The sequence below is a fragment of the Streptomyces roseoverticillatus genome (genome assembly GCF_000719265.1).
GTDB lineage: Bacteria > Actinomycetota > Actinomycetes > Streptomycetales > Streptomycetaceae > Streptomyces > Streptomyces roseoverticillatus.
In genome coordinates this window covers 1-26,330 of record NZ_JOFL01000003.1, presented here as the reverse complement: position 1 = coordinate 26,330, position 26,330 = coordinate 1, and the positions used below count along the sequence as shown (strand labels likewise).

Annotated in this window: 15 protein-coding genes and 2 pseudogenes; 12 read left to right on the top strand and 5 right to left on the bottom strand. The window is 73.3% G+C overall.

The annotated features are described in order from the left end of the window. Window positions 1-165 precede the first annotated feature (165 nt). The 6 genes and pseudogenes from IF61_RS0103940 to IF61_RS0103915 form a co-directional block, all read left to right on the top strand. A complete protein-coding gene (locus tag IF61_RS0103940; RefSeq protein WP_043187740.1) occupies window positions 166-1,449 on the top strand; it encodes an MFS transporter in 1,284 nt (427 codons plus the stop codon). A gap of 358 nt (window positions 1,450-1,807) precedes the next feature. Further along, the gene (locus IF61_RS0103935) at window positions 1,808-2,821 is read left to right on the top strand and encodes a TauD/TfdA family dioxygenase (RefSeq protein ID WP_030364794.1); all 1,014 of its coding nucleotides are present in this window, start codon (window positions 1,808-1,810) and stop codon (window positions 2,819-2,821) included. Continuing rightward, window positions 2,818-4,671: a non-ribosomal peptide synthetase gene (locus tag IF61_RS0103930; protein ID WP_030364793.1), complete on the top strand. Its 1,854-nt coding sequence runs from the start codon at window positions 2,818-2,820 to the stop codon at window positions 4,669-4,671. Before IF61_RS0103935 ends, IF61_RS0103930 begins: the two co-directional genes overlap by 4 nt. 184 nt (window positions 4,672-4,855) lie before the next feature. Further along, window positions 4,856-5,644, top strand: a complete 789-nt coding sequence (locus IF61_RS0103925; RefSeq protein ID WP_052392373.1) for a thioesterase II family protein — start codon at window positions 4,856-4,858, stop codon at window positions 5,642-5,644. 68 nt (window positions 5,645-5,712) lie between these two features. Next, window positions 5,713-5,913 (top strand): MbtH family protein, encoded by a 201-nt coding sequence (locus IF61_RS0103920; protein WP_030364791.1) that lies wholly within the window; start codon window positions 5,713-5,715, stop codon window positions 5,911-5,913. Window positions 5,914-5,959: 46 nt separating this feature from the next. Continuing rightward, window positions 5,960-11,920 (top strand): annotated as a pseudogene (locus IF61_RS0103915) (amino acid adenylation domain-containing protein); the annotation flags it as partial. 53 nt (window positions 11,921-11,973) lie between these two features. On the opposite strand, the gene IF61_RS0103910 reads toward IF61_RS0103915, so the two are convergent. Then, entirely contained in the window at window positions 11,974-14,964 is a 2,991-nt protein-coding gene (locus tag IF61_RS0103910) for an AfsR/SARP family transcriptional regulator (RefSeq protein ID WP_030364789.1), read from the bottom strand. A 154-nt stretch (window positions 14,965-15,118) separates the two neighbouring features. On the opposite strand from IF61_RS0103910, the gene IF61_RS0103905 reads away from it, so the two are divergent. Continuing rightward, the gene (locus tag IF61_RS0103905; RefSeq protein ID WP_030364788.1) at window positions 15,119-16,081 is read left to right on the top strand and encodes a threo-3-hydroxy-L-aspartate ammonia-lyase; all 963 of its coding nucleotides are present in this window, start codon (window positions 15,119-15,121) and stop codon (window positions 16,079-16,081) included. 332 nt (window positions 16,082-16,413) lie between these two features. Continuing rightward, window positions 16,414-18,078: an APC family permease gene (locus tag IF61_RS0103900; RefSeq protein WP_030364787.1), complete on the top strand. Its 1,665-nt coding sequence runs from the start codon at window positions 16,414-16,416 to the stop codon at window positions 18,076-18,078. A 223-nt stretch (window positions 18,079-18,301) separates the two neighbouring features. Here the strand turns inward: IF61_RS0103900 and IF61_RS0103895 are convergent, their stop codons facing one another. After that, on the bottom strand, window positions 18,302-19,708 hold the full coding sequence (locus IF61_RS0103895; protein ID WP_030364786.1) for an amino acid permease: 1,407 nt from the start codon (window positions 19,706-19,708) through the stop codon (window positions 18,302-18,304). A gap of 246 nt (window positions 19,709-19,954) precedes the next feature. Here IF61_RS0103895 and IF61_RS0103890 point away from each other — a divergent pair, with 246 nt between their 5' ends. Beyond that, the gene (locus IF61_RS0103890) at window positions 19,955-21,304 is read left to right on the top strand and encodes a radical SAM protein (RefSeq protein WP_030364785.1); all 1,350 of its coding nucleotides are present in this window, start codon (window positions 19,955-19,957) and stop codon (window positions 21,302-21,304) included. A gap of 149 nt (window positions 21,305-21,453) precedes the next feature. Next, window positions 21,454-22,737: an erythromycin esterase family protein gene (locus tag IF61_RS0103885; protein WP_030364784.1), complete on the top strand. Its 1,284-nt coding sequence runs from the start codon at window positions 21,454-21,456 to the stop codon at window positions 22,735-22,737. Between the two features lie 100 nt (window positions 22,738-22,837). Here the strand turns inward: IF61_RS0103885 and IF61_RS0103880 are convergent, their stop codons facing one another. The 3 genes and pseudogenes from IF61_RS0103880 to IF61_RS0103870 form a co-directional block, all read right to left on the bottom strand. After that, on the bottom strand, window positions 22,838-23,113 hold the full coding sequence (locus tag IF61_RS0103880) for a DUF1876 domain-containing protein (RefSeq protein ID WP_030364783.1): 276 nt from the start codon (window positions 23,111-23,113) through the stop codon (window positions 22,838-22,840). A gap of 8 nt (window positions 23,114-23,121) precedes the next feature. Beyond that, window positions 23,122-23,772, bottom strand: a pseudogene (locus tag IF61_RS0103875) (phosphoribosyltransferase); the annotation flags it as partial. Between the two features lie 138 nt (window positions 23,773-23,910). Then, window positions 23,911-24,360, bottom strand: a complete 450-nt coding sequence (locus tag IF61_RS0103870) for an HIT family protein (RefSeq protein ID WP_030364781.1) — start codon at window positions 24,358-24,360, stop codon at window positions 23,911-23,913. A gap of 127 nt (window positions 24,361-24,487) precedes the next feature. Between IF61_RS0103870 and IF61_RS0103865 the strand changes: the two genes are divergently transcribed. Beyond that, window positions 24,488-25,252, top strand: a complete 765-nt coding sequence (locus tag IF61_RS0103865) for a DUF72 domain-containing protein (RefSeq protein WP_030364780.1) — start codon at window positions 24,488-24,490, stop codon at window positions 25,250-25,252. Window positions 25,253-25,406: 154 nt separating this feature from the next. Further along, the coding region (locus IF61_RS0103860; protein ID WP_030364779.1) for a serine/threonine-protein kinase at window positions 25,407-26,330 on the top strand (924 nt) is incomplete at its 3' end.

Here is a 26,330-nt window from a genome sequence, read left to right as displayed (position 1 = left end):
CCCCCTGCCGTACCCGAGATTTCCCCCGATCGGGAGCAGTCTAGAGATGACTGATCAACAACCGGTCAACGGTGAGCAGACGGAATTGTTCCCATGGCGGTGAGGGGGCGGGAGAACCGCGGAGAAGGGGTGGCGGACAGCAGCGGGAAGGCCGCCGGGAGGCGAATGGCGGGCCGGTCCGGGAACGGCGGGCTGCTGAGCCGGAACCGGGACTTCCGGCAATTGTGGTACGCCGAGACCACGGGGAAATTCGGCGCCGCGGTCACCGGTGTGCTGCTGCCGCTGGTCGCCGTCTCCGTCCTGCACGCCGGCACCTTCGAGGTGAGCCTGCTCAACGCCGCGACCTGGGTGCCCTGGCTCGTCATCGGCCTGCCGGCCGGGGTCTGGGTGGACCGGCTGCGGCGCAGGGCGGTCATGCTGGCCGCCGACGCCGTCTCCTGCGCGCTGTTCGTGGCCGTGCCGCTCGCCCACCGGTTCGGCGTGCTCGACGTGGGCGGGCTGCTGCTGGCCGCCCTGCTGGCCGGCACCGCGGCGGTCTTCTTCCAGACCGCGTACACCGCTTACCTTCCCGGCATCGTCGGCGCGGCGGACCAGGCCGAGGGCAACGCGAAGCTGCACGGCAGCGCCTCCGCCGCGCAGCTCGCCGGGACCGGCGCCGGCGGCCTGATCGCCCAGGCCGCCGGCGCGGTCGACGGCATGCTGACCAACGCGGCGACCTTCCTCGTGTCCCTCGTGTGCGTGGCCCGGATCCGGCACCGGGAGCCGCCGGCGCCCGCCGTCGCACGGGCGCGGGGCGCCCTCTTCAAGGAGGTCGGCGAGGGTGTGCGGCTGGTGGCACGCGATCCCTACCTGCGCAGCCTCACGTGCTTCGGCGCCGCCTCGAACCTCTTCCTGGGCGGGTGCCAGACGCTGTTCGTGGTGTTCCTGGTGCGCGACGTCGGTCTGACCGGCACCGGGGTGGGCGTGCTGATGGCGATCGGCGGGGCGGGCGGTGTCCTGGGCGCGCTCCTGGTGCGCCGCGGCGTGGCCCGTTTCGGGACCGCCCGGGCGCTGCTGGTGTTCGAACTCGGCGTGCCCGCGCTCGCCCCGCTCATGGCGCTCACCACCCGGGGCGCGGGCCTGGCCTTCTTCGTCGTGGGCTACGCGTCCGCCTCGGTCGGCGTCGTGGCGGGCAACGTCATCAAGGCGGGCTTCAACCAGGCCTATTGCCCGCCGCGCGTGCTCGGCAGGGTCACCGCGTGCTCGTCGTTCCTCAACTACGGCACCCTGCCGCTGGGCGCACTGCTCGCCGGCGGGCTGGGCACCTGGCTCGGTGTGCGCCCGACGCTGTGGCTGATGACCGCGGGCATCCCGCTGACCGCGCTGATCCTGCTCTGTTCGCCCGTCCGAACCCGTCGCGACCTGCCGGTACGAGCGGAGGCGACGGCCCGGGCCGGGCACTCCCTGTGACCTTAATTGCCCGTTTCGTCCCCCTCTCATCTATGCGACAGGCGTGAACACCAGCCCCGAACGGCCTTGGTCGGTGTGCATTTCGGATGACAACGTGAATCCCGTTGGCCGGCGAACGCATCCGGCGCCCGAATCCGGTGGCCGCAACCCATGGCTGAGCTCGAAGACGCCGGTCAGAAAAAGAATCCACCCTCCCGTTTTGGAAGTACGAGGAAATCCCCCATGCTCCTACGCCGATTCCCGACAGCCGTGCACCGCGACGCGAACGACGGAGACGACACCGGATGGGGATGACGCGCGGGATCCGGCGGCGTACGAGGCAATCCGTCAGCAACGACACGACAGGACGCGCAACACGATGAGCGATTCTCTCTCCTGGGCCACCGAGACCGGGAAACCGGCGACGACCCGGGTCCCGCAGTTCGCGGACGCCGCCGAGGCGTGCGCCTGGCTCGCCTCGGTCCGCTCCGAGCTGCGCGCGGCACTGCACCGGCACGGCGCGCTCTACCTCCGCGGCCTGCCCGTGCACGACGTCGACGACTTCGCGAAGGTGCGGGACGTCCTCATCCCGCAGCGCACGCCCTACCGCGAGAAGGCCACCCCGCGCAGCAGCTACGGCAACGACGTCTACTCCTCCACCGACCTGCCGCCGAATCAGCCGATCCGCATGCACAACGAGAACAGCTACACCCTGACCTTCCCCGGTCTGCTGCTGTTCGCCTGCCTGACGGCCCCCGAAGAGGGCGGGGCCACGCCGGTCGCCGACTGCCGCGAGGTGCTGCGCCGCCTTCCCGCCGGCCTGGTCGCGCGGATGCGCGCCGCGGGCTGGGTGCTGTCCCGCACCTACTCGGAGCACATCTCGCTGGACTGGCGCACGGCGTTCGCCACCGAGAGCCGCGAGGACGTCGAGAAGTACTGCGCGGACAACCTCATCTCCTGTGAGTGGGACTCCTCCGGCGCGCTGCGCACACGGCAGCTGCGGCCGGGCATCATCCGGCACCCCGCGACGGGCGAGGAGGTCTGGTTCAACCACATGGCCTTCTGGAACTCGTGGTCGCTCGACGAGGAGATCCGGGAGGCGCTGCTCGACGAGTTCGGCCCGGACGGGCTGCCGTTCGAGACCGCCCTCGGCGACGGGAAGCCCCTGACCGGCGAGGACATCGAGACGATCAACGCCGCCTACGAGGGCGCGACGCTGCGCCGGACCTGGCGTCCGGGCGACGTCCTGCTCGTCGACAACGTCCTGGCCACCCACGGCCGCGACCCCTTCCGCGGCGACCGGCGCATCGTCGTCGCCATGGGCGACCCGGTCGGACTCGACGCCTGCCGGCCCACCGTGGCCGCCGCCGCACGAGAGGAGCAGGCCGCGTGACCGGCGTTCTCGAAGGCCCCCACAGCCCGGAGCCGGCCGTCTCCCCGGCCGCGGCGTGCGGCCGGCCCGTGCCCGTCGACTTGCTGACGCGCTTCGCGCAGGCCGTGGCGAACGACCCGTCCGGAACCGCCGTCCACGACCACGGCAGCCGCCTGACCTTCGCCGAACTCGACCGGCGCACCGCCGAGACGGCCGGCGTGCTGACCGGGCTGGGCGTCGCCCCCGGCGACCGGGTCGGGGTCAGCCTGCCCCGGGGCGCGGACCTCGTCGTCGCGCTGCTCGCCGTCTGGCGGGCGGGCGCGGCGTACGTCCCCATCGACCCCGAGTACCCGCAGGAGCGGCGGCACGGCATGGTGCGCGACGCCGGAGTCCGGGTCCTGGTGACCGCCGGTGCCGGCCGCGCATGGCCGGACGGCGTGCGGACCGTGGAGGCCGGCCGGCCCGTAGCCGCCGCGGACCAGCCCCCGGCGCCGCCCGTGCCGGTCGCCGCCCACACCCCGGCCTACGTGATCTACACCTCCGGTTCGACGGGCACGCCCAAGGGCGTCGAGACCACGCGCGGCGGTGCGGCCGCCCTGGTGGACGGGCTGGAGGAGGCGGGCATGTACGCCGCGCGGCCTCGTGTCGTCGCTTGGAACGCCAGCGTCTCCTTCGACGCCTCGGTCCAGCAGTGGGCGCGGGTGTGCCGGGGCGACACGCTGGTCGTGCTCGGCGAGGACGAGCGCACCGACCCCGCGCGGCTGGTCGCGGCCCTGGACGCGTACGGCGTGCAGGACCTCGACCTGACCCCCTCGCACTGGCACCTGCTCCGCGCCGACCTGCTCGTGCGCGCGGCCGAGGGCCGGGCCGGGACGCTGCGGCTGTTCATGGGCGGCGAGCCGGTGCCCGAGCAGACCTGGCGCGAGCTGGCGGAGGCACGCACCGCCGGGCGGCTCGAAGCGCTGAACCTGTACGGGCCGACCGAGTGCACCGTGGACGCCACCGCGGCCTGGATCGAGGGCGGCACCCCGCACATCGGCCCCGCGCTGGCGCACGTACGGGCGTACGTCCTGGACGCCGATCTGCAGCCGGTGGCCGGCGGCGCGCAGGGCGAGCTCTACCTCGCGGGGCCCCAGGTGGCCCTGGGGTACGTGAACCGGCCCGCGCAGACCGCGACGCGGTTCGTCGCCGACCCCTTCGCCGCCGACGGCACCCGCATGTACCGCACCGGGGACAAGGTGCGCACCCGTGCCGACGGGGCCCTGGAGTACCTGGGCCGCATCGACCGGCAGGTCAAGATCCGGGGCTACCGCGTCGAACTGGGCGAGATCGAGACGGCGCTGGCCGGTCAGCCGGGCGTGGCCGCCGCCGCGGTCACGCTGCACAGCAGCCCGGTCACCGGCGAGCAGCTCGTCGCGTACTACGTGGCGGCGGCCGACGCGGCGGACGGGGTTCCGACCGCCGAGACGCTGCGCGGGCGGCTGGCCGGCGTCCTGCCGCAGTTCATGCTCCCCACCGTCTACACCGCCCTCGACGCCCTGCCGCTGACGGTGAACGGCAAGGTCGACGTCGCCGCCCTGCCCGCACCCGAGGAGAGCGCGGAACCGGCAGCGCACGAGGCCCCGGACGACGCCCCCGAAGGCGAGGCCGAGACGCTGATCGCGGCCGTGTGGTCCGAGGTGCTCGGCCGCGAGCGCATCCGGGCCGACGACGACTTCTTCGCCATGGGCGGCCACTCACTGATCGCGCTGCGCGTCGTGGCCCGGATCAAGAAGCAGTTCGGGATCGCCATGTCGGCCCGCGAGGTCTACCGGCACCCCCGGCTCCGGGACCTGGCCCGCCACGTCGATGCGCTGCGCGCCGGCGCCTGACCGCAGCGCGACGGGGCACGCGGGGCACGGGCCCGCCGGTCACCGCCCCGCCGCCGGGACCGGCGACGCCCGGCCGGCATCCGTTCGAGAAGCACAAGAAGCACAAGAAGCAGCAAGAAGCAGCAAGAAGCACAAGAAGTGCAAGAAGCACGAGAAGCACGAGAAGATGAGGAAGAAGACCGCCATGGCTGGACGAACGCCTGAAAAACAGGACACCACCGTCATCCGGATCAAGGAGCGGGACGAGCACACCTCGCGCACGCTCATCTGCCTGGGCTTCTGCGGCGGCGGCACCGGGCCGTACCACGAGTGGAGCGCGTGCGTCCCGGCGGACGTGGCCTTGTCCGCCGTCTGCTACCCGGGCCGCGAAGGGCGGTTCGCGGAGCCCTGCGCGACGGACTGGGACGAGCTCGCGGCCGACACCACCGCCGCCGTGCTCTCCGCCGTCGACGGCCCGTACGTCCTGTTCGGCCACAGCATGGGCGGCTGGATGGCCTTCGATGTCGCGGCCCGCATCGAGCGCGGCGGCGGGCCGCTGCCCGAGACGCTGGTCGTCTCCTCGTGCAACGCGCCCGACCGCGGCTTGACGCCCCGTGACATGTTCCCCGCCCGGCAGGACACCGACGCGTCGCTCCTGGACTGGATGCGGGCCAACGGCCTGATGCCCGCGCACGTCCTGGAGGACCCCGACCTCCAGGAGATGGCGGTGGAGCTCATGCGGGCGGACATCCAGGTCCGCGACACCTTCCGCTACACGCCGGGGACCGTCGTGAGCGTCCCGGTGCAGATGCTCTCGGCGACCGGCGACGACGTCATCGAGCAGGACGCCGGGAACCAGTGGCGCCGGGTCGCGACGGGCCCGTACCGCCACGACGTGCTGCCCGGGGGCCACTTCTACACCCCGGACATCTGGCGAGAGCTGCCGGTCCGCATCCGCGCGCTGACCGAGGCACCGCTCGGCGCCCCCGCCTGAGCCTGCACCGTACCCCCTCCTCCCCTCCCCTCCTCCCTCCTTGCCTTGCCGGAAAGGACACCCCAGTGGTGACGAACCCCTTCGAAGACGCCGACGGGACCTACCTGGTCCTGACCAACGACAGCAACCAGCACTCCCTGTGGCCGGCGCGGCTGGCACCCCCCATGGGCTGGACCGTGGCGCACGGCGCGGCCGGCTACCAGGCGTGCCTCGACTACGTCGACGAGCACTGGCGCGACCTGACGCCGAAACCGGCCGTCGGCAAGTGAATCCGTCTCGGATCTTCAAGGGAGCGTCATGACGCATTCGCAGAACCCGCGGTCGGTGCAGGAAGAGCTGTTGTGCGGCTTGTTCGCGCAGGTGCTGGATGTGCCGGGCGTGGGTGTGGACGACAACTTCTTCGCCCTGGGCGGCCACTCGCTCAAGGCCGCCCAACTGCTCAGCCGGATCAGGACGGTGCTGGGCGTCCAACTGGGTGTGCGGGAGCTGTTCGGCGCGCCCACCGTGGCGGGCCTGGCGGAGCGGCTGGCGGCACGGACCGCGGACGGTGCGGCGGCAGCTCGTCCGGCGGTGACGCCCCGCACGCGCCCGGAGGTGCTGCCGTTGTCCTTCGCCCAGCAGCGCCTGTGGTTTCTTGACGGGTTCGAGCAGAGTCCTACGTACAACGCGCCGTTCGCCTTCCGGGTCCGGGGCGTGGTGGACGTGGATGCGTTGCGGTCGGCCATCGGTGATGTCGTGGGGCGTCACGAGTCCTTGCGGACGCTGTTCCCTGCCGTCGACGGCGAGCCTTTCCAGTGGGTCCTCGCTCCCGGCGAGGCTTCGGTGGACCTCGCTGTGGTCCGGTGCGCGGCCGAGGAGGTCACCGCGCGCTTTCACGAGGACGCCTTCGCGCCCTTCCAGCTGGCCATCGAGCTTCCCATCCGGGTGACGTTGTTCTCGGTCGCGCCCGACGACCACATCCTTCTCGTGACGTTGCATCACATTGCGAGTGACGGGTGGTCGGAGGCGCCGTTGCTGCGGGATCTGTCGGCCGCCTACGAGGCCCGGCGCGCGGGAGGCGCGCCGCAGTGGGAGCCCTTGCCGGTCCAGTACGCCGATTACACGCTCTGGCAGCGTGAGCTCCTGGAGGAGACGGGGAAGGAACAGGCGGAGTTCTGGGCCGAGGCCCTGGCCGGCCTGCCGCAGGAACTGGCCCTGCCCACCGACCGGCCCCGCCCGGCGCAGCCCACCCACGCCGGCGGACTCATCCACTTCGACATCCCCGCCGAGGTCCATTCCCGGCTGGAGTCCCTCGCCCGCGGGCAGGGGGCGACGCTCTTCATGACCCTGCAAGCGGCGCTGGCGGCGTTGCTCACCCGGCTCGGCGCCGGCACCGACATCCCGCTCGGCACCGCCACCGCCGGACGCACCGACCAGGCCCTGGACGATTTGGTGGGCTTCTTCGTCAACACGCTGGTCCTGCGCACCGACACCTCCGGCAACCCCACCTTCGCGGAGCTGCTGCAGCGGGTACGGGAAGCCGATCTTGCCGCGCTGGCCCATCAGGACCTGCCGTTCGAGCGGCTGGTGGAGGAGCTCAACCCGGACCGCACCAGTGCCCGGCACCCGCTCTTCCAGACCATGCTCGTCCTGCAGAACAACGCCGAGGCCGCCCTGGACCTCCCCGGCACCACCGTCGCGGCGCAGCCCCTCGACGCCGCGCCCTCCAAGTTCGACCTCGGCTGGAGCTTCACCGAGCAACGGGACGCCGGCAGCAACCCGGCGGGAATCTCGGGCATCCTGCAGTTCGCCACCGACCTCTTCGACCACGAGACCGCCGAGTCCCTCCACCGCCTCCTGGCGCGTCTCCTCGGTGCCGCCGCCGCGGATCCGGAGGCCCCCGTCGGCGCGCTGGAGATCTTCGAGACGGCGGAGCAGGAGCGCGCGTTCCGCAGCCGCAGCCAGGAGCGCCGCAGAGCCGTCGCCGACGAGGCGGCAGCGGCGTCCGCGGCGGTAGCGGTCCGCGAGGAGCGGAGCCCGCGGTCGGTGCAGGAAGAGCTGTTGTGCGGCTTGTTCGCACAGGTGCTGGGCGTGCCGGGCGTGGGTGTGGACGACAACTTCTTCGCCTTGGGCGGCCACTCCCTCAAGGCCACCCGGCTCATCAGCCGGATCCGCTCGGTGCTGGGCGTGGAACTGGGCGTCCGTGCGCTGTTCGGCGCCCCCACCGTGGCGGGGATCGCCGCCTGCCTGGCCGACGGAGTGACGGCTCGTCCGGCGGTGACGCGCCGCGCGCGGCCGGAGGTGCTGCCGTTGTCCTTCGCTCAGCAGCGCCTGTGGTTTCTTGACGGGTTCGAGCAGAGTCCTACGTACAACGCGCCGTTCGCCTTCCGGGTCCGGGGCGTGGTGGATGTGGGTGCCTTGCGGTCGGCCATCGGTGACGTCGTGGGGCGTCACGAGTCGCTGCGGACGGTGTTCCCCGCTGTCGACGGCGAGCCTTTCCAGCGGGTCCTCGCTCCTGAGGAGGCTTCCGTAGAGCTCGCTGTGGTCCGGTGCGCGCCCGAGGACGTCACTGCCCGCTTCCACGCGGACGCCTTCGCCCCCTTCCGGCTCGCAGACGAACTCCCGGTCAGGGCCACACTGTTCACGACGGCCCCCGACGAGCACACCCTGCTGCTGACCTTGCATCACATTGCGAGTGACGGGTGGTCGGAGGCGCCGTTGCTGCGGGATCTGTCGGCCGCCTACGAGGCCCGGCGCGCGGGAGGTGCGCCGCAGTGGGAGCCCTTGCCGGTCCAGTACGCCGATTACACGCTCTGGCAGCGTGAGCTCCTGGAAGAGACGGCCGAGGAGCAGGCGGACTTCTGGACCCGGACCCTGGCCGGCCTGCCGCAGGAACTGGCCCTGCCCACCGACCGGCCCCGCCCGGCCCACCCCACCCACACCGGCGGACTCCTCCACTTCGACATCCCGGCGGAACTCCACACCCGCCTGGAGTCCCTCGCCCGCGACCACGGCGCGACCCTCTTCATGACCCTCCAGGCCACGCTGGCGGCGTTGCTCACCCGGCTCGGCGCCGGCACCGACATCCCGCTCGGCACCGCCACCGCCGGACGCACCGACCAAGCCCTGGACGACCTCGTGGGCTTCTTCGTCAACACGCTGGTCCTGCGCACCGACACCTCCGGCAACCCCACCTTCGCGGAGCTGCTGCAGCGGGTACGGGAAGCCGACCTCGCCGCGCTGGCCCATCAGGACCTGCCGTTCGAGCGGCTGGTGGAGGAGCTCAACCCGGACCGCACGAGCAACCGGCACCCGCTCTTCCAGACCATGCTCGTCCTGCAGAACAACGCCGAGGCCGCCCTGGACCTCCCCGGCACCACCGTCACGGCGCAGCCCCTCGACGCCGCGCCCACCAAGTTCGACCTCGACTTCACCTTCGTCGAGCGGCACGCGGCGGACGGATCGCCCGAAGGGATCCGCGGCGTCCTGCACTACGCGGCCGACCTGTTCGACCGCGGCACCGCCGCGTCCCTGGCCCAGCGCCTGCTGCGCCTCGTGACCGCCGTCACCGGGGCCCCGGACACCCCCGTCGACGCACTGGACCTGCTGTCCCCGCAGGAGAGCAGTCGCATCCTCACCCAGTGGAACGACACCGCCCGCGCGCTGCCGGACGACCGGCTGCTGCACGAGGTCTTCGAGGAGCACGCCCGGCGCACGCCCGCCGCCACGGCCCTCGTCGACGCGCACGGCCCGGTGACCTTCCACGAGCTCAACAGCCGCGCCAACCGGCTGGCCTGGATGCTGATCGGCCAGGGCGTGGGGCCGGACCAGCACGTGGCCACGCTGCTGCCGCGCACCAGCGAGCACGTCGTCGCACAACTGGCCGTGCTCAAGGCCGGCGGCTGCCACGTACCGCTGGACCCGGAGGACCCGGTGGAGCGGCTCGCCCTCATGCTGGCGGACGCGGCCCCGGCCCTGCTGCTGACCGACGTGGCGAACGAGGCCCGGCTGCGGCCGCACTGCGCGGCGGACCTGCCGGTCCTGCCGGTCGACGACCCCTCCGTCCAGGCCGTCCGCACCCGGTACGCGCACGTCGATCCCGCCCGCGAGGACCGGCCCGTACGCCTGCGCCCCGACCACCTCGCCTACGTGATCTACACCTCCGGTTCGACCGGGCGGCCCAAGGGCGTGGCGGTCGAACACCGCAGCCTGGTCAACCTGCTCCACGGCCACCTCGGCGAGGTGTACGCGGCCCACACGGCCGGCGGGCGACGCGTCCGGGCCGCGCTGACCGGGCCGCTGACCTTCGACTCCTCCTGGTGCCCGCTGCTGTGGCTGATGGGCGGCCACGAGCTGCACCTGGTCGACGACGAGATCCGCCGGGACCCGCAGGCGCTGGTCGAGTACGTCGCGGCCGAGGCCGTCGACTACCTGGAGGTTTCACCGACGTTCTGCCGCCAACTGCTGGCGGCGGGGCTGCTCTCCGACGCGCGGCCCTCACGGCCACGCATCATCGAGCTCGGCGGCGAGGGCTGCGACCAGGCCCTGTGGAGCGAGCTGCGGGCCGTGCCCGGAACCGCCACCGTCAACGGCTACGGCCCGACCGAGGCCACCGTGTACGTCTCGTACGCGCACGCCGCGGAGCACGAGCGGCCGGCGATCGGGCGGCCGATGGGCAACAACCGGGTGTACGTCCTGGACCCGGGTCTGCGGCCCGCTCCGGCGGGGGTCGTCGGCGAGCTCTACCTGGCCGGTGCCGGGGTGGCCCGCGGCTACGTCGGCCGGCCCGCGCTGACCGCACAGCGGTTCGTGGCCTGCCCGTACGGCGCGCCCGGCGAGCGCATGTACCGCACCGGGGACCTGGTGCGGTGGACCGCCGACGGGGCGCTGGAGTACGTGGGCCGAGCCGACGAGCAGGTCAAGATCCGGGGCTTCCGGATCGAACCGGGCGAGGTGGAGACGGTGCTCGCCGCGCACGCGGCGGTCCGCCAGGTCGCCGTGGTCGTCCGCGAGGACCGGCCGGGCGACCGCAGGCTCGTGGCCTACGTCGTCCCCGAGCGGGACAGCACGCGCTCCGGCGGCGGCCCGGCGGCACCGGACGCCGGCGACCTGCGGCGCTTCGCGGCGTCCGCACTGCCGCGCCACATGGTCCCGTCCGCCTTCGTCCTCCTCGACGCCCTGCCGCTGACCTCGCGCGGCAAGCTGGACCGGCGGTCGCTGCCGGCACCGGGCGACGGCGCGACGGTGCACCGGCGCGGCCCCCGCTCGGTGCGCGAGGAGCTGCTGTGCGGCCTGTTCGCGCAGGTGCTGGGCGTGCCGGAAGTGGGCGTCGACGACGACTTCTTCGCCCTGGGCGGCCATTCGATGCTCGCCACCCGGCTGATCAGCCGGGTGCGTTCGGTGCTCGGGGCCGAACTGGACATCAGGACCCTGTTCGACGCCCCCACCGTCGCCGAGCTCGGTGAACGCCTCACCGAGGAGCGGCGCGAGGACTCCCTCGCCGTCCTGCTGCCCCTGCGCAGGGCGCGCTCCACGGCCCGTACGGCGCCCTCCCGCACGGCCGCCGCGCCCGCCCCGCTCTTCTGCGTCCACCCGGCGGCGGGCGTCAGCTGGGTGTACTCCGGGCTGCTCCGCCACCTGGCGCCCGACCAGCCGGTGTACGGCCTCCAGGCGCACGGGCTCACCGATCCGGACGCCGCCCCCGCGAGCATGACCGAGATGGTGGAGGCGTATCTCGCGCAGATCCGCTCGGTGCGGCCGCAGGGTCCCTACGCGCTGCTGGGCTGGTCCTTCGGCGGGCTGGTGGCCCACGAGATGGCCGTACGGCTGCAGGAGGAGGGGGAGGAGGTCACCTCCCTCGTGCTGATGGACAGCTATCCGCCGGCCGGCGGCGTCCCCGACGGGGGAGAGGCGGCGGACGAGGACGAGCTCCGGCAGGCGCTCTTCGCCTCGCTGGGACACCGGCCGGACGCCGCCGACCCCGACGGGCCGCTCGCGCTGCTCGGCGAACGGGGCCTCGCCGCCATGGTCCGGGTGTTCGCCCACCACGGCGCCCTCCAGAGCGGCTTCGTGCCCCGGGCCTTCCAGGGCGACGTGCTGCTCTTCGAGGCCACCGAGGGCAAGGCCGCGGGCTCGCCCCGGCCCGGTGCCTGGCGGCCGTACGTCACGGGCCGCATCGACGTCACCCCCGTCAAGGGCGAACACGGCGAGCTGACCCGCCCGGACCGGCTCGCTCAGATAGGGCCGGTACTCGCCGACCGGCTGGCCGGAGGGCTGCGGACACCCGCGCGCGGGTGACATGGACGGCGCGGTCCCGCCCGGGTGCCCCCCATCGCCCGGGCGGGGCCGCGTCACGGCGTCACGGCGTCCGCCGGCCCGCGCAGCCGCATCTCCCGGTACAGCTCCGCGGCCCGCGCGAGATGGCCGTCCGCCTCGGCGGTCCGTCCCACGGCCCGCAGGGCCTCGCCGAGCGCCTGCTGACTGCCCGCCATCAGCTGGTGTTCCTGGGTGAGCCGGGCCACGGCCACGGCTTCCCGGGCGTGGCCGACGGCGGCCTCAGCCTCCCCCGTCGCCAGCAGGGCCCCGGCCAGCCGGAACCGGCACTCCGTCTCGTTGCGGACGTGGTCGGTGGCCCGGGCCCGTTCGAGCGCCCGCTGGTAGAGGCGGGCCGCCGCCGCGTGATCACCGCCGTACGACAGGCTGTCAGCCTCCGTCATCATCACCCTGATCAGCCACTTCACGTCCTCACCGCGGGTGAAGACCCGGGCCAGCTCCCGGCACCGCGCCCCGATGGCGGCCAGGTCCGTGCGCCGGCCGGGGTCCTGGACCTCGACCTGGAGCAGGACGGTGCTGCGCCGTGCGACCAGGGACTGGTCGCCGGTGGCCGCGGCCAGCGCCACCGACCGCTGCGCGTGGCCGCGGGCCGAGGCGAAGTCCTCCAGCTGCACGTCGATCTGGGCCAGCATGGCGAGGGCGAAGAGCACCGCGAGGAAGGGCCGCGGGCCGTCGGCGGGCCGGGGCGCCTCACCGAAGATCTCCACCGCCTTCAGCAGGTATTCCCGGGAGCGGCGCAGGGAACCGGGGGACAGGTGCTTCTTGAGGGCAACCCCCGCCGCGTAGTACGCCGTGCCGACCACGCTCTCGCCGCAGTGCGCCAGCGCGGCCGGGACCAGCGCGGTGGCCGCCCCTGCCAGCTGCCCCAGGGGCAGCACCTCCTCGAAGCAGGGCACGAGGACCAGTACGTCCACGGCCAGCGCCACCGACTCCGCGTCGCCGCTGACCGCCGCCTGCTCGACGACGGCGGTCAGCTCGGGCAGCACGCGGCGGATCCACAGCACCGCGTCGCGCCCGCTGCCGACGTCCACGTTCACGGTCCGGCGCGGGTGCAGGTCAGCGGTCAGCGGGCCGGCCAGCGGCTGGGAGGCCACCACGGCCGCGACGACCCCGGCGCACAGGAAGTCGACCGCGTTGCGCACCACTTCGCGGCGCTCGGACGCGGACAGCGAGGTGCGGGCCTTCTCCCGCGCGTACGCCCCGACCAGGTCGTGGAAGTGGTAGCGGCCCGGTGCGCCGGCCTCCAGCAGCGCGGCGTCGACCAGCGCCTCCAGCGTGTGCTCCGCGTCCCGTTCAGGCATCCGCAGGACCGCCGCGGCCGCCTGGACGCCGAACTCGGTGCAGTGCGGGATCGACAGGGCCAGGAACGCTCCGGCGTGCGGGGCGGACAGCTGCGCGAACGACATCTCGAACACCGCCTCGACCGTCGCGTCGCCCACCCGCAGCTCGCTGAGCAGCCGGGCTTGGTCCGAGAGCCGCTCCAGCAGCGCGGCGACGCTCCACGCGGGCCGGGCCGCCAGCCGCGCGCCGGCCGCCCGCAGCGCGAGCGGCAGGGATCCGCAGGTCGCCGCCAGCGCCGCGACGGCGTCCGGCTCCTCCTCGATCCGCCGGATCCCCGCGATCCTGCCGACGAGCTCCACGGCGTCGTCGGCGCCGAGCCCCTTCAGCGGCACGGTGACCGTGGCGGGCATGGCGGTCAGGGAACGGGCCGTGATCAGCACGGCGCACCGGCCCGCGCCCGGCAGCAGCGGTTCGACCTGGGCGACGGTCGTGGCGTTGTCGAGCACTACCAGGACGGCCCGCCGCGCGAGCAGGGTGCGGAAGAGCGCCGCGCGATCGGCCAGGGACACCGGTATCCGCTCACCGGGGACGCCCAGTGCCGTCAGGAAGCCCGCCAGGATCCCGGCCGGTTCGCCCGGGGTGCCGTCGGGGGCACGCAGGCTCGCGTACAACTGCCCGCCCGGGTAGGAACCGGCGACCGCGTGCGCCGCCCGCAGGGCCAGCGCCGTCTTGCCGACCCCGCCCATGCCCGTGATGACGGCCACGGCGTGCGGGCGGCCCGCGGTGAGCGCGGCGACCAGCGTGGACACCTGCTCGTGGCGGCCGGTGAAGTCGGACGGCACCGGCGGCAGCTGGGCGGGCTCCTGCGTCCCGGGGACGTCCGGCGGCGCGGCGGCGTCCCTGCCGCCGTCGGCGGGCGGCAGGAGGAGGGCCTGATCCCCCGCCAGGATCGCGGCGTGCAGCTCGCGCAGCGCGGGGCCGGTGCCGATGCCCAGGTCGTCGGCGAGCACCCGGCGGGCGCGGTCGTACGCCGCCAGCGCTTCGGCGCCGCGCCCCGACCGGTACAGGGCCAGCATCAGCGCACCGTGCAGCTGTTCCCGGTACGGGTACGCCTTGAGGGCCTGCACGATGTCCGGCACGGCCTCCGCATGGCGTCCGCACGCCAGCAGCATTTCCAGGCGCAGCTCCAGCGCGGACGCGCGCTGCTCGCCCAGCGTGCGGCGCCAGGCCTGCGCGAACGGCCCGGGCAGCCCCGCCAGCGCGGGGCCCTGCCACATCGCGAGCGCCTCCTCCAGACAGGCGCCCGCCGCCGCGGGTCCGCCGGCCTCGGCGTGGCGCCGGGCCCGCGCTGTGAACTCGCCGAAGCGCAGGGCGTCCACCTGCTCCCGGGGAAGCCGGAGCACGTACCCGTCGGCCGTGGTCGCGATGACCGCGCCCCGCCCCTCGCCGCCCGGCTCCGCGCCGTCCTCGCGTTCCAGATGGGTGCGCAGCCGGTGGACGTAGTTGACGACCACCCGCCGGGCGGAGGCGGGCGGGTGGTCGTCATAGAGGCCGTCGACCAGTTCGTCGACCGTCACCAGCGTCCCCGCGCTCAGCGCCAGCGCCGCCAGCACGGCCTGCGGCCCGGGAGCCCCGGGCCGGCTGACGTCCCCCCGGGCCGAGACGTACCGGACGGGCCCCAGCAGACGGATGCGGACCGCCCCGTCCACCGCAGGCACCTGTGACATCTCCACCCGCACGTCTCCCGTACGCCGACCTTCCGGACCTTGTGGATCTTCTGCCGTTGATCATAAACATGGGGCGGCCCGAAATCCGTGCGGTGTAAGGGGCAGTTGACCGGATATCGTCGCCGTGCCGTGGTTCCCAACCGAGAGGATCAGCATGCGAGACCTTCCGACGTATGAGGACGTCCTGGCCGCGGCGGAGCGGATCGCGCCCCACGCCCACCGGACCCCGGTGCTGCGCTCGCGGCTGATCGACGAACAGACCGGGGCGCGGGTGCTGTTCAAGTGCGAGAACTTCCAGCGCGCGGGGGCCTTCAAGTTCCGCGGCGCGTACAACGCCCTGTCCCGGTTCTCGCCCGGGCAGCGGCGGGCCGGCGTCGTCGCGTACTCCTCGGGCAACCACGCCCAGGCGGTCGCGCTGGCCGCCCGCCTGCTGGACATTCCGGCCACGATCGTCATGCCGCACGACACCCCGGCCGTGAAGAGGGCGGCCACCGAGGCGTACGGCGGCCGGATCGTCGCCTACGACCGCGACACCGAGGACCGGGAGGAGATAGGGCGCGCGCTCGCCGCCGAACGCGGCCTCACGCTGATCCCGCCCTACGACCACGCCCACGTGATCGCCGGTCAGGGCACCGCGGCGAAGGAGCTCTTCGACGAAGCGGGAGAGCTCGACGCGCTCTTCGTGCCGCTGGGCGGCGGCGGTCTGCTGTCCGGCACGGCGCTCTCCGCAGCCGCGCTGTCCCCCGGCTGCCGGCTCTACGGCGTCGAGCCGGAAGCGGGCGACGACGCCCGGCGGTCGCTGCGCGAGGGCCGCATCGTCCGCATCGGCACGCCGCGGACCATCGCCGACGGGGCGCGGACCGAGGCCCTGGGCGCTCTCACGTTCGCCGTCCTCCGCAGCGCCGCCCCCGAAGTCCTCACCGTGACCGACGCCGAACTCGTCGAGGCCATGGGAACCTTCGCCGGCGTCATGAAGATCGTGGCCGAGCCCACCGGGTGCCTGGGCTTCGCCGCCCTGCGGCGCACGGCCGGCCGGCTGCGCGGACAGCGCGTCGGCGTGATCGTCAGCGGCGGCAACATCGACCTCGGACGGTTCTCGGCGCTCCTCGGCTCGTGAACGACGCCTTGCGAACGGGCCGGAGGAACGGGTCCGTGCTCCGCGTGCGCCGAAATACAGGAATTATTTTGGAAATAAGTTTCCGATCAAGGGCGATTGGAGTGGATCCGTCCATTGCCGTAGCATGACCGGCGTCGTTATTTGCGCCCTCGGTGATCTCGTCGCAGGCGAGATCGGACCACTGCTGATCGAATTCCCTGCCGCATTTCCCGCCCGGCCCGGAAGACGGAGTACCCGTCGGCGCGAGCCGACGCAGGCAGGGCAGCCGGACGGCCGATGAGGTGCACCGTGCTGCCCGCAGACTTTGTCTCCGGCAGAACGGAATGCACGTCGTGGATCTGAGCGCGGCCAATCGAAAAGGCCTCAGCCTCTTCGCCCTGATCATGATCGGGCTGGGGTCCATTTTCGGCTCCGGCTGGCTCTTCGGAGCCGGTCAGGCGGCTCAGGTCGCGGGCCCGGCCGCGCTGGTCGCCTGGGTGATCGGCGCGATCTTCATCGGCATGATCGCCATGTCGTACGCGGAGGTCGGCGCCGCCTACCCGCTGCCCGGCGCGATGGCCCGCTTCGGCTCCATCTCGCACGGCCCGGTGCTCGGCTTCATCACCGGCTGGGCCGTGTGGATCGCGACCGCCTCGCTGATCCCGATCGAGGCCATCGCGGGCACCCAGTACATGTCCTCGTGGAGCTTCGGCTGGGCCCGCGGGCTGGTCGCCGACGGCAGCCTCACCGGCACCGGCATCGCGATGGCCCTCCTCCTGACCTTCGCCCTGTGGCTGGCCTGCTACTGGTCGGTCGAGCTGCTGGCGCGCGCCAACAACCTGCTGACCCTGGTCAAGTTCGCCATCCCCGTCCTCGCGGTCGGCGCGCTCATAGCCTCCGGCTTCCACACGGACAACTTCACCGCGCACGGCGGCTTCGCCCCCAACGGCTGGTCCGCCGTCCTCACCGCCGTCACCGCCTCCGGCGTCGTCTTCGCCTTCAACGGCTTCCAGGCCGTCGTCAACCTCGGCGGCAACGCCAAGAACCCCGGCCGCGCCATCCCGCTCGCCCTCGTCGGCGCGCTCTCCCTCGGCCTCGTGATCTACCTGGCCCTGCAGGTCGCCTTCCTCGGCGCCGTCCCGCCCGAGAAGCTTGCCGAAGCCGGCGGCTGGAGCGGCATCAACTTCGCCTCGCCCTTCGCCGACCTCGCCAAGCTGCTGATGCTGCACTGGGTCGTCACCATGCTCCAGTTCGGCGCCTTCATCTCGCCCAACGGCGCCAACATCGGCAACGTCGCCTCCTCCGCCTACCTGGCGCAGAACCTCGCCGACACCGGCTTCTTCCCCAAGAAGATCGCCGAGGTGCACCCCCGCTACGGCGTCGCCCGCCCCGCCATGTGGCTCAACCTGGGCTTCTCCGTCCTCCTGCTGCTGACCATCGGCCACAGCTGGGAGGCCCTCGCCAGCGTCGTCTCCGCCGCGATGGTCGTCTCCTACCTCATGGGCCCCATCGCCGTCGGTGTCTTCCGGAAGACCAAGCCGGAGCTGCCCCGCCCCTTCCGGCTGCCCGCCGCCAAGGTCCTCTGCCCGCTGATCTTCGCCTTCGCGGCCTGCGCCCTGTACTGGTCGAAGTGGCCCAACACCGGCAAGGTGACCCTGCTCACCCTGGTCTCGGTCCCCATCGCCGCCGTCGTGCTGCGCCGCCGGGGCGAGAACCTGCGCCGCCAGTTCGCGCCGGCCTGGTGGATGGTCGGGTTCCTGCTGTGGCTGTCCCTGCTGTCGGCCCTCGGCAGCAAGGAGTTCGGCGGCCACGGCGTGATCCCGGGCGGCCTCGACACCGCCCTGGTCGGCGTGTCGGCCCTGGGCTTCTACTTCTGGGCGGTGCGCGCGGGCGTCCAGGCCCACCGCGCGGGCCTGCCCGGCCCCGACCCGGTGCTCGCCGGCGCGGACGCCGAGCCCGCCACCGGCACCGTCCCGGCGCAGGGGCGCGAGCGTGAAGCGGCTGCCGCCGCCTCCTAGGTCCCCCTCGTCGTTGCGGCGGGCGGCTTCCTCCCGCCGCGACGGTGGCGCGCCACGACGCTGCTGACCGGCGGTGCCGAACCGGGTGCAGCCCGGAAAGGCCCGCTGGGCAGGTCACGAGCCCCGTACGTGCGGCGGGGTCACGAGCCCCGTACGTGCGGCGAAGGCCGGTTCCCTCACCGAGGGAACCGGCCTTCGCCGTTTGCCGGGGTGCGCCGCGTGGTCAGCGCTTCGCGGCCGCGCGGCGCTGCTGCACGTACCCGACCAGCGCCAGGGCCAGCGCCAGGCCACCGGTCGAGTACAGCTGCACGCGGGTGTCGTCCTCCAGCAGCATGAGCACCAGGGCCCCGACGACCCCGGCCAGCGTCAGCCAGGTCAGGTACGGGAAGGCCCACATCCGCACGACCAGCGTGCCGGGCGCCTCGCGCTCCAGGCGGCGGCGCAGCACCAGCTGGGAGGCGGCGATGAAGCCCCACACCACCAGCACGACGCCGCCGACCATGTTCAGGAGCCAGGCGAAGACCGTGGTGGGGTACCAGTACGACAGGAGGACGGCGAAGAAGCCGAAGGCGGAGGAGGCGAGCACCGCGCGGCGCGGCACCCCGCCGGAGACCTTGCCCAGCGCCTTGGGGCCCTGGCCGCGGGAGACCAGCGAGTAGGCCATGCGCGAGGAGCCGTAGATGTTGGCGTTCATGGCCGACAGCAGGGCGATCAGGACGACCACGTTCATGATCTGCCCGCCGCCGGGGACGCTCAGGCGGTCGAGCACGGCCGCGTACGGGCCGCTCTCGGTGACGCTCTTGTCGTTCCACGGGATCAGCGTGACGATCATCAGCATCGAGCCGACGTAGACGATGCCGATCCGCCACATCGTCGTCTTCACGGCCTTGGCCACGCCGCGCACGGGGTCCTCCGCCTCGGCGGCGGCGATGGTCACCGTCTCCAGGCCGCCGTAGGCGGCGAGCGAGGCCAGCAGGCCGATCAGCAGGCCGTTCACGCCCGTGGGCAGGAAGCCGCCGTCGTGCAACAGGTGCGCCGCGCCGGGGGAGTCGTTGCCGGGCAGCACGCCGAGGACGGCGAGCGCGCCCAGGACCAGGAAGAGCCCGATGGCGCCGATCTTGAGGGCGGCGAACCAGAACTCGAACTCACCGAAGTTCGAGACCGCGGCCAGGTTGCTGCCGCAGAACAGTGCCATGAAGACCAGCACCCACATCCACGACGGGGTGCCCGGGAGCCAGCCCTGCACGATGTGGGCCGCGCCGATCGCCTCGATCGCCACGCCCACGACCAGCAGGGTCCAGAACATCCAGCCCGCCGTGAAGCCGGCCCACGGGCCGATCGCCCGGTCGGCGTGGACGGAGAAGGAGCCGGAGGCGGGGTTGGCGGCGGACATCTCGCCGAGCATCCGCATCACGAACATCACGAGCAGTCCGGAGACGGCGTACGCGAGCACGATCGACGGGCCGGCGGCGGCGATGCCGGCACCGGAGCCCACGAAGAGGCCCGCGCCGATGACGCCGCCGAGGGCGATCATCGACAAGTGCCGCTGCTTGAGCCCGTTCGAGAGCGGCGACCCCTGCGCGGGGGCGTCCTCCGTCTGCGGGGGAGAAGTTATGTCTGTCCGGCTCATGGTCGTGCCTGTCCATCATGCGAGATCGGGATGTTCGAGTATGTGCAGGCAAACGGAGATCCGGTTAACTCGTCCGTTATCCGGACAGTCCCTTCACACAGGGTGATCGTTTCGCAGCATTCCATCCGAGGACCGTACAGCCCGGAACGGCGGACCCGGCTGCGTCCCCCGCACCGCGCGGGACTAGCGTCAGTGATCAAGGGCGGACCCCGCCCGCAGCGCACGCACGAAGGGGGAGCACCGCACATGACCGGCCGTACCCACCTGATCGAGGGCCTGATGGAACGGTTCCCGCACATCCCGCGGGAAGCCGTCATCAAGGAGGACCTGCTGCGCGGCGGCATGGCCTTCGACGACTCCGCGCTCAGCGACACCGCCAACGAGGCGTCCGGCGGGATCAAACCCAAGTCGTACTTCATCTTCTCCTTCGACCACCGCACCCTCCCCGAGCTCGGCGCCGCCGCCCTGCGCCGCCCGCCCGAGGAGATCGTGCTGACGGGCGGCCCCTACGAGCTGCGCCGCACGGTCGTCTCCGTCCGCGTCAACCCCGCCTCGCCCTACCGGGTCCGGGCGGGCGAGGACGGCGCGCTGGGCCTCTACCTCGACGGGCGGCGGATCTCCGACGTCGGCCTGCCGCCGATGCCCGACTACTACCGGCAGACCCTTTCCAACGGAAAGTCGGTCATGGAGGTCGCCCCCACCATCCAGTGGGGCTACCTCGTCTACCTGACCGTCTTCCGCGTGTGCCAGTACTTCGGCGCCAAGGAGGAGTGCCAGTACTGCGACATCAACCACAACTGGCGCCAGCACAAGGCCGCCGGGCGCCCCTACACCGGCGTCAAGCCGGTCGAGGAGGTGCTGGAGGCCCTGGAGATCATCGACCGGTACGACACCGGCCGGGCCTCGCAGGCGTACACCCTGACCGGCGGCGCCATCACCTCGAAGGTCGCGGGGCACACCGAGGCCGACTTCTACGGCCGCTACGCCCAGGCCATCGAGGAGCGCTTTCCGGGCCGCTGGATCGGCAAGGTCGTCGCCCAGGCCCTCCCCAAGGCCGACGTGCAGCGCTTCCACGACTACGGCGTCCGCATCTACCACCCCAACTTCGAGGTGTGGGACGAGCGGCTCTTCCAGCTCTACTGCCCGGGCAAGGAGCGCTACGTGGGCCGCGCCGAGTGGCACCGGCGGATCCTCGACTCCGCCGACGTCTTCGGCGCCCGCAACGTCATCCCCAACTTCGTCGCCGGCGTGGAGATGGCCGCCCCGGACGGATTCGCAGGCGTCGACGAGGCGATCGCGTCCACCGCGGAGGGGCTGCGGTTCTTCATGTCCCACGGCATCGTCCCGCGGTTCACCACCTGGTGCCCCGAACCGACCACGCCCCTGGGCAGGCTCAACCCCGAGGGCGCCCCGCTGGAGTACCACGTACGGCTGCTGGAGGTGTACCGCGCGACCCTGGAGGAGTACGGACTGGCCTCGCCCCCCGGCTACGGGCCGCCCGGGCCGGGGCGGGCCGTCTTCTCGGTGAGCTCCTTCATGGACAGCCTCCCGGCGGAGGAACCGGCAGCGGCCGGTCAGCGGACCGCGCCGCAATAAACCCTTTGCCCGCGGTTCACGGCGCCGGTTAGCCTTCGATCATGGTTCCGGGCACCCTCTTCCGCTGACGCTCCCTCGGGAAGCCGCATACCCCTGCACAGGTGCGGTTCCGCACCTGTGCACCGCACACCGAGAGACGAGCCTTCAGCATGCCTGTTCAGCCTTCCGGCCATGACCTTTTCGCGTACTGGCTGCGCGACCACGCCACCACCCTGACCACCCTCGACCCGGACGCACCGCTCGACGACCTGGAGCCGCTGCGCGCCCTCATCGGCGACGCCCGGGTCGTCGGCATCGGCGAGAACTCGCACTTCATCCACGAATTCGGCCTCACGCGCCGGCGCCTCCTGCGGTTCCTCGTCGAGCGCTGCGGCTTCACCGTCCTCGCCTTCGAGTACGGGTTCAGCGAAGCCCTGCCCCTGGACGCCTGGGTCCGGGGCGCCGGCCCGGACGACGACCTCGCCCGGATCACCGCGGCGGACCTCCCCGTGGGCGCGCGGGAGCTGCTGCACGCCCTGCGCCTGCACAACCGCACCGCGGCCCGGCCCGTGGGCTTCGCGGGCGTCGACATCCCGGCGGCGGGCGGCTCGCTCCTGCCCGCGCTGCGCCCGGTCGCCGACCACCTCCGGGAGGCCGACCCCGGGGCGCTCCCGCTCGCCGAGACCGCCATCGGGACCGCCGAGCGGTTCGCCGCCGGGTCCGCCGCCGCGGCGGCGCCCGCGTGGGGGCGCCTGGCCGCCGCCGAGCAGGACGCCCTCACGGCCGCCCTCGCCCGCCTCCTCATCCGCTTCCGCGCCACCGAGCCCCTGCAGGTGGCCCGCACCGGCCGGTACGCGTACGAGGTCGCCCTCCGGCGCCTGGAAGCCGCCGCCCACGCGGACCACACCCTCCGGGCCATGGCCGCTCTCTTCGCCGGCGACGGAATCACCCCCGACCTCTCGGCCCGCGAGACCTACATGGCCGGGTCCGTCCTGTGGCACCTGGAACGCGCCGAGCCGGGAACACGCGTCGTGCTCATGGCCCACAACGCCCACCTCCAGAAGGAACCCGTCGCCTTCGACGGGTCCCCGGCGACGCTGCCCATGGGCCACTACCTCCACCGCGCCCTGGGCGACGACTACTTCGCCCTCGGCGTGACGAGCGCCGCCGGCCGCACGGCGGAGATGCCGCTCGACGAGAACGCCCGGTTCGGCTTCACCGTCGACGACACGGAGCTGGAGCCGCCCGAGCGGGGAAGCATCGAAGCCGCCTTCGCCGGCGCCCTGCCGGCCGGGGCCATCGGCCTCGCCGGGCTGCGCCGGGCGCCCAAGGGCGGCGGCAGCCCCGACCGGACCCGGCTGCAGAGCGCGTACCTGCACGTACCGGTCACCGACGCCTTCGACGGGATGCTCTGCGTCCCGTCCTCAAGGGTGGCCGACGGCATCGAGATCTGACCGGTGACCGTTCGTTCCGGGCCGGCATCCGGTCGGCCCGGACGGCCGCGGGCGCGGCGGGGTCGCGCCCGGGCCGGTCAGTGGGGCGGCCACGTCCCGGTCAGTGGTTCAGCCGTGTCGTGACGTGCGTGGCCTCCTCGATGTCCACCCCCGCCTTGTCGAGCAGCTGCTCGGACAGGTCGCGCAGCGCCCGCGCCGCCGCGACCTCCTCGCCGACGCGCTGCTGGGAGGGGTCGGCGGGGTTGCGGTTGGTCGTCCCGACGGCGGTGAAGTCCGTGCCGTCGTGCATGTGCAGTCGCACCGCCGCCTGGGTCAGCGCGCCGGCCTCGCGGAACTCCATGTCGATGGGGCTCTCGACGATCTTCTCCGTGGTCATCGCACACCTCCGGGGTCCGTCCTTGCCGCCCTGTTGCGCTCCAGCAGGTCGATGACTTCCTCGTCCGGGGTCTGGGAGAAGTCCTGGTACCACTCGCCGACCGCGAAGAAGACCTCCGGCGTGCTGAGGCAGACCAGCTCGTCCACCTCCGCGCGGAGCGCCTGTGCCGCGTCCGGCGGCGCCACCGGCTCGGCGAGCACCACGCGGGCCGCCTCCTGGGCCCGCACCACCTGGCAGGCGGCCGACGCCGTGGCGCCGGTGGCGATGCCGTCGTCGACCACGATCGCGGTGCGGCCCTTCAGGGGGATCCGCGGGCGGCCGCCGCGGAACCGCTCGGCCTGGCGGGCCAGGTTCGCCTCCTCGCGCCGCTGCACCTCGGCGAGGTCGTCCTCCTCCACGCGGCTCATCCGGACGATGTCGCTGTGCACGACCCGCACCCCGCCCTCGCCGATGGCACCGAACCCCAGCTCCTCGTGGAAGGGCACCCCGAGCTTGCGCACGAGCACCACGTCCATGGGGGCGCCGAGCGCCCGGGCGACCTCGTAGGCCACGGGGACGCCGCCGCGCGGCAGGCCCAGGACGACGGGGTCCTCGGCGCGCAGGTGGCCCAGCCGCTCGGCCAGACGGCGGCCGGCATCCACACGGTCGCGGAATCTCATGATCCACCTCTTCTCCCGGGGACGGCGCTCCGGAGAACGAGGGAAGCCATACCTCCAATATGGTCAGATTCCCGCCGCTCGTCCATGTCAGACGATCGTCCGTGCCAGGCGCTCGTCCACGTCAGGCGCTCGTCCACGTCAGGGCACAGGCTCCGTGTCCCCGGGCCCGGCCGCGAGTGCCGCCCGGACCCGCGCCGCCACCTCCGCCGCCTCCTCGTCCGAGGCGTAGCGCCCCCGCGGCCAGAAGAAGCCCCGCAGGCCGTCCTTGCGGTTGCGCGGCACCACGTGCACGTGGAAGTGCGGCACCGACTGGCTCACCCGGTTGTTCGCGGCCACGAACGACCCGGCGGCGCCCATCGCGCGCTCCACGGCCCCCGCGATCCGCTGCACCCGGGCGAAGAACGGCCCCACCTCGTCCGCGGACAGGTCGGTGAGCGTCTCGGCGTGCCGCCGGGGCACCACCAGCACGTGGCCGGGGAAGAGCGGCCGGGCGTCCAGGAAGGCGACCGCCGTCGCGTCCTCGAAGACCCGGTGCCCCGCGGAGCCGTCCGCGGCGATCTCACAGAAGATGCAGGCAGCCTCGTCCATGCCCCCAGTCAACCGCAGCAGGCCGCACGCCCCCGCGATCCCCGGCCGGCGTCCCGCACCGCCGCCGATCCGGCGTTCCTCGCGGGCCGCCCGTGACGCCCCCGCCCGGCCGGGGCAGGGAAGACCCATGCCTCTCCACGTCGGAACCTCGGGCTGGCAGTACAAGGACTGGCGCGGGGTCCTCTACCCGGACGGCTGCCCGCAGCGCCTGTGGCTGGAGGAGTACGCGCGGCAGTTCGCGACCGTCGAGAACAACAACGCCTTCTACCGGCTGCCGACGCCCGGGACCTTCGCCGACTGGCACGATCGCACGCCCGCCGACTTCGTCATGGCCGTCAAGGCGAGCCGCTACCTGACCCACATCAAGCGGCTGCGCGACCCCGAGGAGCCGGTCGGGCGGCTGATGCGCCACGCCGCCGGGCTGGGCTCCCGGCTCGGCCCCGTCCTCCTCCAGCTGCCGCCCACCCTGCGCGCCGACCCCGCGCTCCTGGACACCGCGCTCGGCTGCTTCCCCGACGGCGTCCGCGTGGCCGTCGAGCCCCGCCACGACTCCTGGTGGACCGACGAGGTGCAGGACGTCCTGCACGGCAACGGCGCCGCCCTGTGCTGGGCCGACCACGGCTCCCGGCCCGTCACCCCGCTGTGGCGTACGGCCTCCTGGGGGTACGTGCGCTTCCACAGCGGACGGGCCCGGCCCTGGCCGCGCTACGGCCGGACCGCGCTCGCGAGCTGGGCCGCGCGCATCGCCGGCACCTGGCCCGGCCGGGCCCACGTCTACGCCTACTTCAACAACGACCCCGGCGGGGCGGCCGTCCACGACGCCGCCGCCTTCGCCCGCGCGGCGGCCGCGCTCGGGCGCAAGGTGAGCCGCACCCCGGACGTGCGCGCCTGAGCTCACGCCGGTGCGCCGCACCGTGCGCCGCATGCCTCCCCGGACGGCAGCGGAACCGGGAACGCCGCCCGGACCCGGCTCGTCCCAGCCGGTGTGGCCCGAAAACGCGCACGGCCCGGGGCGCCGTGCGTACGGGGAAGGGGGCGCACGAATCATGGACGGCGAGCAGCAGCGGCATCCGTTACTGGCCGGCCGGTACCGGCTCATCGACCAGCTGGGCAGCGGCGGCATGGGCGTGGTCTGGCGCGCCGTCGACGAGCTCCTCGACCGGGAGGTCGCCGCCAAGGAGGTCCGGGCCCCCGACCACATGCGCGAGCAGGACGTCCGCACCCTCTACGCGCGCCTGAAGCAGGAGGCCCGCGCCGCCGCCCGCATCAGCCACCCCAACGTCATCACGGTCCACGACGTGGTCGAGCAGGAGGGCCGCCCCTGGATCGTCATGGAGTTCGTCCGCGGCCGGTCGCTCGCCGAGATCCTGCAGCACGAAGGCGTGCTCAGCCCCAAAGAGGCCGCCAAGGTCGGCTCCATGGTGCTGCAGGCGCTGCGCAGCGCGCACTCCTGCGGCGTCCTGCACCGCGACGTCAAGCCCGCCAACGTCCTGCTGGAGCCCGGCGGCCGCGTCGTGCTGACCGACTTCGGCATCGCCCTGGTGGAGGGCTCCGGCACCCTCACCCGCACCGGCGACCTCGTCGGCTCGCCCGACTACCTCGCGCCCGAGCGCGCCCTCGGCGAACGGCCCGGCACCCCTTCCGACCTGTGGTCCCTGGGCGCCACGCTCTACTCGGCCGTCGAGGGCGTCTCGCCCTTCCGCCGCACGTCGGCGCTCAGCACGCTGCAGGCCGTCGTCCAGGACGACCCGCCCGCGCCGCGGCGCGCCGGGCCGCTCACCCCGCTCCTCGAAGGCCTGCTCCGCAAGGACCCGCAGACCCGCATGGGCTCGACCGAGGCACAGCGCCTGCTGGACGCCGTCGCCTCCGGCCGGCTGCTCACCCAGCCCGACTGGAGCAGGCCCGAGCCCGCCGGGTACGTGCCCACCGCGGCCTCCGCACCCACCCCGCCGCCCCCGCCGGCCCCCGCC

Coding starts and splice junctions, on each gene's coding strand:
- IF61_RS0103940 (WP_043187740.1), top strand. CDS start 166: ATGGCGGGCCGGTCCGGGAACGGCGGGCTGCTGAGCCGGAACCGGGAC.
- IF61_RS0103895 (WP_030364786.1), bottom strand. CDS start 19,708: ATGAGCCGGACAGACATAACTTCTCCCCCGCAGACGGAGGACGCCCCC.
- IF61_RS0103865 (WP_030364780.1), top strand. CDS start 24,488: ATGCCTCTCCACGTCGGAACCTCGGGCTGGCAGTACAAGGACTGGCGC.
- IF61_RS0103910 (WP_030364789.1), bottom strand. CDS start 14,964: ATGTCACAGGTGCCTGCGGTGGACGGGGCGGTCCGCATCCGTCTGCTG.
- IF61_RS0103870 (WP_030364781.1), bottom strand. CDS start 24,360: ATGGACGAGGCTGCCTGCATCTTCTGTGAGATCGCCGCGGACGGCTCC.
- IF61_RS0103925 (WP_052392373.1), top strand. CDS start 4,856: ATGGCTGGACGAACGCCTGAAAAACAGGACACCACCGTCATCCGGATC.
- IF61_RS0103935 (WP_030364794.1), top strand. CDS start 1,808: ATGAGCGATTCTCTCTCCTGGGCCACCGAGACCGGGAAACCGGCGACG.
- IF61_RS0103890 (WP_030364785.1), top strand. CDS start 19,955: ATGACCGGCCGTACCCACCTGATCGAGGGCCTGATGGAACGGTTCCCG.
- IF61_RS0103885 (WP_030364784.1), top strand. CDS start 21,454: ATGCCTGTTCAGCCTTCCGGCCATGACCTTTTCGCGTACTGGCTGCGC.
- IF61_RS0103905 (WP_030364788.1), top strand. CDS start 15,119: ATGCGAGACCTTCCGACGTATGAGGACGTCCTGGCCGCGGCGGAGCGG.
- IF61_RS0103880 (WP_030364783.1), bottom strand. CDS start 23,113: ATGACCACGGAGAAGATCGTCGAGAGCCCCATCGACATGGAGTTCCGC.